Annotated in this window: 9 protein-coding genes; 2 read left to right on the top strand and 7 right to left on the bottom strand. The window is 56.0% G+C overall.

Annotated features, from left to right (window positions below):
* Positions 1-152: 152 nt before the first annotated feature.
* Positions 153-2,387 (bottom strand): (Fe-S)-binding protein, encoded by a 2,235-nt coding sequence (locus M3194_RS20635; RefSeq protein WP_251655970.1) that lies wholly within the window; start codon positions 2,385-2,387, stop codon positions 153-155.
* A 288-nt stretch (positions 2,388-2,675) separates the two neighbouring features.
* Between M3194_RS20635 and M3194_RS20640 the strand changes: the two genes are divergently transcribed.
* Complete coding sequence (locus M3194_RS20640; protein ID WP_251655991.1) at positions 2,676-3,494, top strand: electron transfer flavoprotein subunit beta/FixA family protein; 819 nt, start codon at positions 2,676-2,678, stop codon at positions 3,492-3,494.
* Positions 3,495-4,214: 720 nt separating this feature from the next.
* The gene (locus tag M3194_RS20645) at positions 4,215-5,195 is read left to right on the top strand and encodes an electron transfer flavoprotein subunit alpha/FixB family protein (protein ID WP_251655971.1); all 981 of its coding nucleotides are present in this window, start codon (positions 4,215-4,217) and stop codon (positions 5,193-5,195) included.
* Between the two features lie 96 nt (positions 5,196-5,291).
* Here M3194_RS20645 and M3194_RS20650 read toward each other — a convergent pair whose 3' ends face one another.
* From M3194_RS20650 to M3194_RS20675, 6 genes are all read right to left on the bottom strand, one after another.
* Positions 5,292-5,969 (bottom strand): SOS response-associated peptidase, encoded by a 678-nt coding sequence (locus tag M3194_RS20650; protein WP_251655972.1) that lies wholly within the window; start codon positions 5,967-5,969, stop codon positions 5,292-5,294.
* 174 nt (positions 5,970-6,143) lie between these two features.
* Positions 6,144-6,992: a helix-turn-helix domain-containing protein gene (locus M3194_RS20655; RefSeq protein WP_251655973.1), complete on the bottom strand. Its 849-nt coding sequence runs from the start codon at positions 6,990-6,992 to the stop codon at positions 6,144-6,146.
* A 165-nt stretch (positions 6,993-7,157) separates the two neighbouring features.
* Positions 7,158-7,940 carry a hypothetical protein gene (locus M3194_RS20660; protein WP_251655974.1) on the bottom strand — a complete coding sequence of 261 codons (783 nt, stop codon included), beginning with the start codon at positions 7,938-7,940 and terminating at the stop codon, positions 7,158-7,160.
* Positions 7,941-7,968: 28 nt separating this feature from the next.
* Positions 7,969-8,418: a flavodoxin gene (locus tag M3194_RS20665; RefSeq protein ID WP_251655975.1), complete on the bottom strand. Its 450-nt coding sequence runs from the start codon at positions 8,416-8,418 to the stop codon at positions 7,969-7,971.
* Between the two features lie 137 nt (positions 8,419-8,555).
* Entirely contained in the window at positions 8,556-9,407 is an 852-nt protein-coding gene (locus tag M3194_RS20670; RefSeq protein WP_251655976.1) for a hypothetical protein, read from the bottom strand.
* Positions 9,408-9,447: 40 nt separating this feature from the next.
* Positions 9,448-9,606: a hypothetical protein gene (locus M3194_RS20675; RefSeq protein WP_251655977.1), complete on the bottom strand. Its 159-nt coding sequence runs from the start codon at positions 9,604-9,606 to the stop codon at positions 9,448-9,450.
* Positions 9,607-10,246: the final 640 nt, after the last annotated feature.

Below are 10,246 nucleotides of genomic sequence, written 5' to 3' on the forward strand. Positions count from 1 at the left end.
ATCGGCCGATATTGGCCGTTAGTGATGATTCTTACTTCGTAAGCATTTGTTTAAAGAATGATCACACTGACGGCCAATATTGGCCGTTCGTGATGATTCTTGCTTCGTAAGCATGAGTTAATAGAAAGCATTTGTTTAAAGAACAACCACACTCAAGCGCTCTCCCCGCCGAACACGCTTGCCGCAAGAAGCTCCGCCACATCGCGGGCCGCTGTCCGTTCGTCGGCTTCCAGCAGCTTCAGCCCGTCTTCCATCATCGTCAAGCAGTACGGGCAGGCTGAACCAATGACCGTCGGACGCACCTCCAGCGCTTGCGAGACTCTGGCACGGTTCACGCGGACGCCGCTTTGCTCCTCCATCCACATCAGTCCGCCGCCGGCCCCGCAGCACATCCCGTTCTCGCGGTTCCTTGCCATCTCTTCAAGCTCAAGGCCCGGAATGGCCTTAAGCACCTCGCGCGGCGCATCGTAAACGCCGTTGTACCGGCCAAGATAGCAGGAATCATGGTAGGTCACCCGTTCGTTCACGATATACTCGGGGTTGAGCCGTCCGTCCTTCAACAGGCCGGCAAGCAGCTCGGTATGATGTTCAATCTTGACGTGCGACGGAAGTCCAAAGTCCGGGTATTCCTTGCGGAAGGTGTTTAATGTATGCGGGCAAGCCGTTACGATCCGGGTCACCCCGTAACGGGCGATGGTCTCGATATTTTCCCGGCACAGCTCCTGAAAAAGAAGCTCATTGCCGATCCGGCGCGCCGTATCGCCCGAGTTCCGCTCCTCCAGACCAAGCGTGGCAAAGGATATTCCCGCCCGGTCGAGCAGACGCACGAGATCGTACAGCACCTTCCGGCTGCGCGTATCGTACGAGCCCATGGACCCCGCCCACAGCAGAAAGTCCGGCTTTGGCGCTCCCGCTCGCTTGAGCTCCTGCATCGTCTTGACTCGGACGCCGGTACGGTTCTCGCAATCGTCAATCCATGCCGCGCGCTCCGCTCTCGGAAGTCCCCATGGATTGCTTTGGCGCTCGATATTTTGCAGGGCGCGCTGACCGTCGAACGGCAGGCGTCCTTCCATCAGCACGAGATAGCGGCGCATATCGATGATTTTGTCGACATGCTCGTTGCCAACCGGACACATCTCCTCGCAGTTGCGGCAGGTTGTGCAGGCCCACAGCTCCTCCTCCGTCATCACGTCTCCGATCAGCTCCAGCTCTTCGGCCTTTGCGCCTTCCCGGGCACCCCAAGCCTGCTTCTGCGCCGTCATCGTTGGGATTATCGAGGTGACACTCCCTTCCGGGCTGTCCTCCCACACCGGGATCAGCGCTCCCATCACATGCGCACCGGCAACCCGCCCTCCCATAGCCGTTGGAATCCAAGGCGACTTGGACGTGATGGCGGCGCCTTTTTCCGTGAGGTGATCCCGAAGCTTTGTCATCAGATGCATCGGCGACAGCAGCTTGCCGGTACTGGACGCCGGGCACACATTCGTGCAGCGGCCGCATTCTACGCAGGCATACAGATCGAGAAGCTGCTTTTGCGTAAAATGCTCGATTTTGCCCGCGCCAAAATTCTCCGCGTCTTCATCCTCCAGATTAAGCGGCGCTAGCCTGCCTACCGGCGCATTCCGCCCCAACCACAAATTAACGGGAGCCGTCAGCAGGTGAAAATGCTTTGACTGCGGCACATACACAAGGAAAGACAGCAGCACCAGCAGATGCAGCCACCAGAACAGCTCATAGCCCGCTTCCGACGCGATGCTGCCGGTCGGCACGCCAAGCATCCCGATCCAATCCGCGAGCACGGAGGAAACAGGCGCATAACGGCCTTCTGCAGCATGCGGATCCCCCGACAGCCGCTCGAAGGCAAGCGTCAGCAGAATGGTTACCATGAGGCCGCCGATGAACCATAGAACAAGCGAAGGCTTCCAGCCCCGCTTCAGCCTCGGCAGCTGCTCGACATAACGGCGGAAAGCCCCGTACAAAACAGCCAGCAGGACTAGCGATACCGTCAGCTCCTGCGACCAGGCAAACTGCCCGTAGAAGGGAAACGGAATCGGATGACCGCTGAGTTTTTTCCAAATAAGATCCGCCGCTCCAAACTGCAGAATGATAAAGCCGTAGAAATAAATGAAATGCATGATACCGCTCCGGATATCCCGCAGCAGCTTGCTGTGCCCAAGCACCTGCCCTGAAACCGAGGGACGTCCGGCCCTTTTCCTTCGCTCATCCGTTGGCATCGCCTCATGCTCTGCTGCCCGGCCAAGCTTCATATAGCCCACCCTGCGCAAGACGACCGTCGCAAAAGCCACGGCGGCAACCCCTGTTACCGCCGCGAACAAAATCCACCTGAGTGCAGCTGTCACCTCATCTGCCGACCACCATTCCAGCAATGGCCACGCCCCCTTTTGCAGCCCTCGATTCGGACAAGCTTTTAAGAGACAACTTATTTTCAAAATACCGCGGTGCTCCAGTATATGAGCTGGAAAGCATGAACATGCCGCCCCTTTCGCCGGGCCGGACGGTCTATTTAGGCGCTCTGCCTCATATCGTAGCACTGATGGAAAGCGGTTAAGCCGAGCCTTGCGGCGGGCATGAGCCATGCTGTGCGGGAATGCAGAATAGTCAGAAGAGGACGTGCTTCAAGCTTGGAATTATAGTCTGAGGAGGTTGCTGCAGTGCTGAACATTGTCGTTCTACTCAAGCAGACGTTTGATACGGAAGAAAAAATTATCGTAAAGGATGGCGCCGTTGCGGAAGCGGATGCCAAGCTCGTCATCAATCCTTATGACGAATACGCCCTGGAGGAAGCGCTTCGCCAGCGCGAGCAGCATGGCGGCGAGGTGCGCGTCGTCTCCTGCGGAGGCGACCGCTCGGAGGAAGCGCTGCGGACGGCGCTTGCGATGGGCGCGGACGAGGCGATCCGGCTGGACAGCGCCACCGTCGAAAGTAATGACAGCTTCGCGCTGGCCGCTGCGCTGGCGAAGATCATCGAGCCGCTTAAGCCGGATCTGCTGCTCGCAGGCTTATTCGCCGTCGACAGCGGCTCCGGCAGCGTAGCGCTCCAGATCGCGGAGCGTCTGGGATTGCCGCATGCTTCCTCCGCGGTGAAGCTTGGCATTGCCGGGTCGGATGAGGCGAAGGCATCCGGCGAGCTGCCGCCGGGCGCTGCGTCGGCGGCGCGGTTTGCTGTGGTGGAGCGCGACGTGGAGGGCGACACAGAGACGGTTGTGATTCCGCTGCCCGCGCTTATCACGGCGCAGCAGGGCTTGAACGAGCCGCGATATCCATCGCTGCCGGGCATTATGAAGGCGAAGCGGAAGCCGCTCGCCCGGGTTTCGGCCGCCGCAGGCGGCGAGGACGAAGGCGCGAGGACTTCGCGCCTTGCGCTGTTCCCGCCGGCGCCGCGCGCAGCCGGCCGGCGCCTGGCGGGGACGCCGGGCGAGCAGGCGTCGGAGCTCATCCGCCTGCTGCAGGCGGAGGGGCAGCTGCCGCAGTAGGTAGGTGCGGGGCTCATTTACCTTGTTAATCATTAAGGTCCCTAATGGACCTTAACGGGGCTGTCTGCTCACTTTTCCGGCAACTTAAGAGCCCTGAGGGACCTTAACCTCGCGACAATTGACCATTTGCGCGGCTTATTTTCTCCCGTCTCAATCGTTAAGGTCCTTAAAGGACCTTAACAGGGCTGACTGCTCACTTTTTCGGCAGCTTAAGAGCCCTGGCGGACCTTAGCCTCGCGACAATAGACCATTTGCGCGGCTTATTTACTCCCGTCCCAATCATTAAGGTCCCTAAAGGACCTTAATGGGGCTGTCTGCTCACTTTTCCGGCAGCTTAAGAGCCCTGGCGGACCTTAGCCTCGCGACAATAGACCATTTGCGCGGCTTATTTTCTCTCGTCCCAATCATTAAGGTCCCTAAAGGGCCTTAACAGGGCTAACTGCTCACTTTTTCGGCAGCTTAAGAGCCCTGGCGGACCTTAACCTCGCGACAATAGACCATTTGCGCGGCTTATTTTCTCTCGTCCCAATCATTAAGGTCTCTAAAGGACCTTAACGGGGCTGTCTGCACACTTTTCAGGCAGCTTAAGAGCCCTGAGGGACCTTAGCCTCGAGGTGGATAGCTTCAAAGAAAGAAATTCAAACAGAAGATTACTTTGTGCAACGTTTTGAGATTTGAGTAAAGCTGCAGTTCGACCTGCAACAAAGGAGGAGAAATGAAATGGGAAGAACGATACTCGTGTTCGCCGAGTCCCGGGACGGCAAGCTGCGCCGCGTGGCGTTTGAGGCGCTTGGCGCCGCGCGGCGGCTGGCCGGAGCGGACGGCTCGGTCCACGCCGTCCTCGCTGCCCCCGGCGGCGCGGCCGATGAAGCAGCCGCGCTGGCTGCGCGAGGGGCGGATGTCGTCCATGTCGCGGACGACCCGGCCCTTCGCGCTTTCGCGCCCGAGGCGTACATCGCCGCCTTGCGCGCAGCCATAGAAGCAGTGGGGCCGGACGCGCTGCTGCTCGGCCATACCGCTATAGGGCGCGAGCTCGCGCCCCGCGTGGCCGCAGCCATCGGCGCCGGCCACGTCGCAGACGTTACCGCCATCGATGAAACCGATGGCGTGTTCACGCGGCCGCTCTACGCCGGCAAGGCGTTCGAGCGGCGCAGCTTCACCCCGGGCCGGCCGTGGGTCGTCACGATCCGGCCGAACAACTTCGAGCCGGCCGAGACGGCGGCCGGCGGAGCCCAAGGCACCGTGCAGGCGCTGCCGTTCACGGTGCCGCCGCTCCTGACCGCCGTGCGCTCGCTTGTGCGCCGCGCCGGCGGCCAGATTGATCTCGCCGAAGCCGATGTTGTCGTCTCCGGCGGCAGAGGCGTGCGCAGCACGGCGGGCTTCGAGCCGCTGCAGGAGCTTGCCGGCGTGCTCGGCGGCGCGGTTGGCGCCTCCCGCGGTGCCTGCGATGCCGGTTACTGCGGCTATGCCCTGCAGATCGGGCAGACCGGCAAGGTCGTTACGCCGCAGCTCTATATTGCCTGCGGCATAAGCGGCGCCATCCAGCATCTTGCCGGCATGAGCCAATCGCGGGTTATTATCGCGATCAACAAAGACCCCGACGCGCCAATCTTCAGCGTCGCTGATTACGGCATCGTCGGGGATCTGTTCGAGGTTGTTCCGTTATTAACGGATGAGTTCCGCAGATCGCAATCCGGTTAGGTTAATCCTATTCTTGACGCGGTTCTAAACGATCCGACCAAAACAAAGGGACTGTCCCTCGCAAGCCATTGGCTGCCGGGGAACAGTCCCTTTCTCTCATTTCAACGCAAAATCCGGGCGAATCTCCCGGATGCAGTCCGGCGACTCGTAAGCTTCGTCGTTCACGGCATTTGTTACCGGATAGGCTCTCATCCGGTAGCTGTCCATGGGCTCCAAATGCTTGCGAAGCGAGCGAAAATCCGAAATGCGAGGGTTGAGCCAGTCCTCTACGCCTTCTTCGTCCATAATGACCGGCACGTTAGGCTGCCATTGCGACATCGCTCCGGTTGCCGGAGCCGTAATCATCGTAAAGGCTCGCACCTCTTGCCCGCTGTAATTCCGCCATACGTCGAAGAAGCCCGCAATCCCGAACACTCTGCGGTTCGGCACAACCACATGCATCGCGCGGGAATCCTTCTCCTTCTCGCCCTTCTGCCAACCGAAAAACCCGCTGCACGGCACGACACAGCGCTGCTTGCGCAGCATCCGCTCGAAGAACGGCTTGCTCGACAGCATCGAGCTGTCCGCGTTAACGGAATCCTTCGCCCAGAACGGGAATAGGCCCCATCTCGCATCATGCATCGTCCGAAGTCCCCAGCGGTCCGTCATCACGATAGACACGGTCTGCGTTGGCGCCACATTAAACCGGTTCGTATAGCAGTTAATCAGCTGCTCCACCTTAAAAGCCTCAATCATATCTCCAACATCCGCGGTAATGGAATAACGTTCAATCATGTAAAATAACCCCCTGCGCTTTTTTACCGCAATAGACTCGACTTCAGTCGACAACTGAAGTTCGATCTGGCGAAAAACCTACCTATACGCGGTCGCCCATCTTCGAGATGCCTCGATCGTGGTTTTATCACCAAGTATTCGCTTATGCGCAGGATGATTATGCGTTCTCTTCCATTAATTCGTGAATCGTTTGCGGAATTTGAGCGGCGGCATGCCGGTCTGTGCGGCAAAAAGCCTTGAAAAATGCGGCGTCTGCCTGAATCCGGTCTCCTCCGCCACCCTTGCGATTGGCCAGTCCGTTTTAATCAGTAAAAGCTTGGCCTGGTCAAGCCGGTAATAAAGCAAATATTGCTGCGGCGTGCAGCCGAACACCTCGGTCATGCACCGGGTGATGTAATTCGTATGCAGCTGGAGCGCTTCGCTCAGCATCGTATTCGTAATGATGCTTCTATAGTTCATTTTCAAATAAGCGGCGGCACGCTCCGCAACCGATACGCCGGCCTTCGCGGCATCCGAGCGCCAGCCTTCATCCAGCATCTGAAGCAAATGAAGAAAGCGTTGCTGCCGCTCCCAGAAAGCGCCATGCGATGAGCTTTGCGCCGCTTCATGCAGCTGGGAGAAGAGAAGCTTCGCTTCGTCCGGGAACGATAAATGCATTTTTTTCGGCAGGCGGATCGCATATGTATAATAGTCCCCGCGCAGCGAGCCTTGGCTTGCCTCGGTCTCCTCCCAAGCGCCAACCGTCTGGAAATGCACCCAATCGAACACGGTCTCCTCCTGGCAAGGCTTGTACGAGTAATGCCACCGGTCGGGCCTTAAGATAAGCACGTCTCCGGCATTCAGCGTCCAGCGTTTGCCTTCCTCGGCGATATAGAGCGAGCCCTGCTGGACGAACAGCAGATCAAATACCCCAAGATTCGTTCGGTTCGGATGCTCCTCCCCCGGTTGATAGGTTCTACGATTCGATTCTATGAAAAATGGCAGCGGCGGCGACCGAAAGGTCAGCAGCAGTTCCTCCGACACAATAAACCTCTCCTTGTTGTCTCAATAGATGTGTATGTATGCAAAAATTTCGCAAAAGCTATTGCCATGTTACCGAAATCATTGCGGTTTGTCTATAATCCAGGGCATATCCAATCTATGAAAAAAAGCCCTACTCTTCCGGAAGAAGAACAGGGCTGTCTATCTTTACATCATAATAGCTTCGGTCGCCTCGTCACCCGGCCTCAGGCATTCCTCAAGGAATGGACAGCGGCGGCATTCTGCGGAGCCATGCGCTTTGCGCTGCTGACCGGCGGATGACGATGCTTCCGGCATGAGGCTTACGGCAAGCTTCATATAATCCATCGACCGCTCAAGCGTTTCCTCTGTCGGATACAGGACCCGGCGGTTGCTGCTCAGGACAGGAAGCACCTCAATGCGTACCGGCAGCCTGCCAAATGCGCTTGAGCAAAAAACAGCCGTTAAATGTTGAAACAAGGTGATCATGTCCTCGTCTTCGTCGACGATGTATTTCCGTACGATGTAATCGGAAGGCTCGCCTTCCTCGCTTCCCAGCACGACCTGAAAAATTTGCATCAGCTCCGCCTGAAGCTCAGGCACAAACGCTTGATGCTGCTCAAACAAAATAATCGGATTAGACGAAGCTTCCTCCATTAATAATGGAGAAAGACCGTCAATAAGACGCTGCTTAATGGACCAGTAGTGCTCGGCGGATTCAAACTTGGCTACCTTGTTTGTCCACCAGCGCTCCAGCATATCCGGGATCGAGAACCTGGCCCTTTCTTCCTCCGGCGTCGTAAAAAATGCATTCACCACGTGGCTGACCGCGAGCTGGGCAAGCTGCATCCAATTGACGTCCGCCTTCGCTGACGGCGCGGCTCCCTGCCGTTTGGCGTACCGGTACGGACATCGCAGGAGCTCCTCCAGCATGTAATCTTCAATGACCATCGCTTTCGCTTCAGCGCTCATGCCGGCCGCCTCCTTCCGGATCACAAATCTAGCTTACCGCCGGTACAGCGCCCGCTACAAGCCGTCCGGCCGTTTTACATTGATTAACCTCATCCTTGGAAGGATCGAACTCGACCTTTATGCCGGGCGCTACCAGTTCCACGCCAAGCTCCTTCAGCTTTTCTTCAATGATATCAACCGATGCGCAGAAGATAGGGTAAGAGGTATCCCCCGAACCAAACACAACTGCCTTGCGTCCGGTTAAGTCCAATGTGCTCAACGCTTCATAGAAGTCGATGAATTCGTCGGGCAGCTCACCATCTCCCCATGTATACGCGCCAACCGCGATGCCGTCATATTGATCAAGCTCCGATGCTTCCGCATCATAAGCATCTCTTACTACGACTTCCGCGCCCGCTTCTCTTGCTCCGGCGGCGATGGCTTCGGCCATTTCCTCCGTGTTCCCCGTCAAGCTTGCGTATGCTACTATGACTTTCATGATTACCTCCTAAAATGAATATAAACCTAGATCGCCATGCTCGGGCGACTTGCGAAAAATTCATGCTTCGAAAGCATCTGCTTAAAGAATTGTGAAGCAATTCTTGCTTCGAAAGCATCTACTTAATGAATTGGAACCTAAATATCCAGAGTCTGAATGCCATGGAATAAGGTCGCCATGTACAGCCGGCCGTCCCGTAACTCGACATCCGTCACCGGGAAGCCAAGCTTTACCGACAGCAGGATAAAACGATCCTGCATCATGCTAAGTCTGAATAAGCCGTGATCGGTACACACGTACGTATCAATTCCGATGGAGACAACGGAGAAAATAAACTTGCCGCCAAAGCGGATGCGGTCGAAGCGTCCTCTTTTATCCCCAATCAGCAGCTCTCCCTTATCGCTTGCCCCAATCAGATGCCCGCGGTGGACCGACAGGCTGGTTACAGCCCGATTGAGCTCGAAATCCGTCCATTCGTCCATGAACCGGTCATAGAGTGAAATTCCGCTCTCGTGGCCTACCACCAGATATTGCGGAAGGTTCATGAAGTCATATACCTTTTTGTCCGGGCAGGCGAACTTTTGCCACTCTCCGCGGATTTCCGACCATAGTCCATATTCTGTTGCCGCATATCCGGTACCGCCAAGCAGGCGATACTGGGAGCAGGGGACAGCAAGCCCCGTATCCACCCATTCATCATCCTCGTACATGAACAGCCCTTCACTCGTGCAGGCATGCAAAATGCCGCTATGAAGCTGAAGCCGGTTAACGCTTGCGGAAGGCGGCAGACCGACGGCCAGCTTATGCCACTCTCCAAGCTCATCGATCTCATACACGCCGTATCCGACGGAAGCCGCGATAATCGACTCCTGGCTCACCCGAACCGAGGAGAACGGGAACAGCATCCAATTCCACGGCTTTCCTTCGTGATTGATTTGATCTGCCGCGTTTTCCGGCTGACCGTTCTGGTTAAAGCGACTTTCCTTCATAAACGCACATCAGCTCCAATGCTATGTAATGCCCGAAGGCTTACTTATTTTGGTCTTTCAGCTCATTCGGCGAGTGAACAAGGATAGACTCGGCCTGCAACGGGTTTGGTTCCTGTTCTTCTTGTTCCGTCTGATGGACAGGGCTGCTTGGCAGCATGGACCGTTTCTTCTTCACAACCATTTCGTACAACAAACCCAACGTTTGAACCTCCCTTTATATTCAGCCCGGGCCTCGCGCCCGGTGAGTATATGCTTTTTGGAGTACGTTCCTTATAGAAACGCTTCAGTCATCTAACATCTACCGCTCTTAATGCCGGATATTACAAAGGACCAGCTCTAATTCTTTATATATTTATTGATAATGATTATCAGTTTCGTTAAATATAATGATAACCATTCTCAATAGGACTGTCAACTGTACCCAAGTCCTATTCATTCGTATCCTTTCCTAGTCTTAAATGGCATGGACGGCTGCAACGGAAGCGACACCTCAAGCAGCCATGCTTATAGCGTGACTGCTCTCTTGTTCGCAATAGTGGAGCACAATGTTACAATGTATGCCCGCTCCCGCCAAAATATCTGTCTTCCTGACAATTTTTACGGCAAACTCATCAGTACATTGCATTTTATGCAGTCTATTTCTCGCATTTGAACCAGTACCGTGTGCTACGTTGCTCTTTATGCAGTGTATTCCCCTGTAAAAGCTCCAAATGCGCCTATTTACATGATTTATACTGCATAACGTACAACGTAAACGGCCCATACAGGCATTTCTGGCCAATTATGCTGTATAACGTACAACGTAGCTCCAAGTATAGTTGGGGTTCGGGGTTCGGGGT

Origin of the sequence: Paenibacillus glycanilyticus (assembly GCF_023715145.1) — a bacterium.
GTDB lineage: Bacteria > Bacillota > Bacilli > Paenibacillales > Paenibacillaceae > Pristimantibacillus > Pristimantibacillus glycanilyticus_A.

Bases quoted from the DNA above. Each gene is read 5' to 3' on its own strand.
- M3194_RS20645 (WP_251655971.1), top strand. From the start codon at position 4,215: ATGGGAAGAACGATACTCGTGTTCGCCGAGTCCCGGGACGGCAAGCTG.
- M3194_RS20650 (WP_251655972.1), bottom strand. From the start codon at position 5,969: ATGATTGAACGTTATTCCATTACCGCGGATGTTGGAGATATGATTGAG.
- M3194_RS20660 (WP_251655974.1), bottom strand. From the start codon at position 7,940: ATGAGCGCTGAAGCGAAAGCGATGGTCATTGAAGATTACATGCTGGAG.
- M3194_RS20665 (WP_251655975.1), bottom strand. From the start codon at position 8,418: ATGAAAGTCATAGTAGCATACGCAAGCTTGACGGGGAACACGGAGGAA.
- M3194_RS20670 (WP_251655976.1), bottom strand. From the start codon at position 9,407: ATGAAGGAAAGTCGCTTTAACCAGAACGGTCAGCCGGAAAACGCGGCA.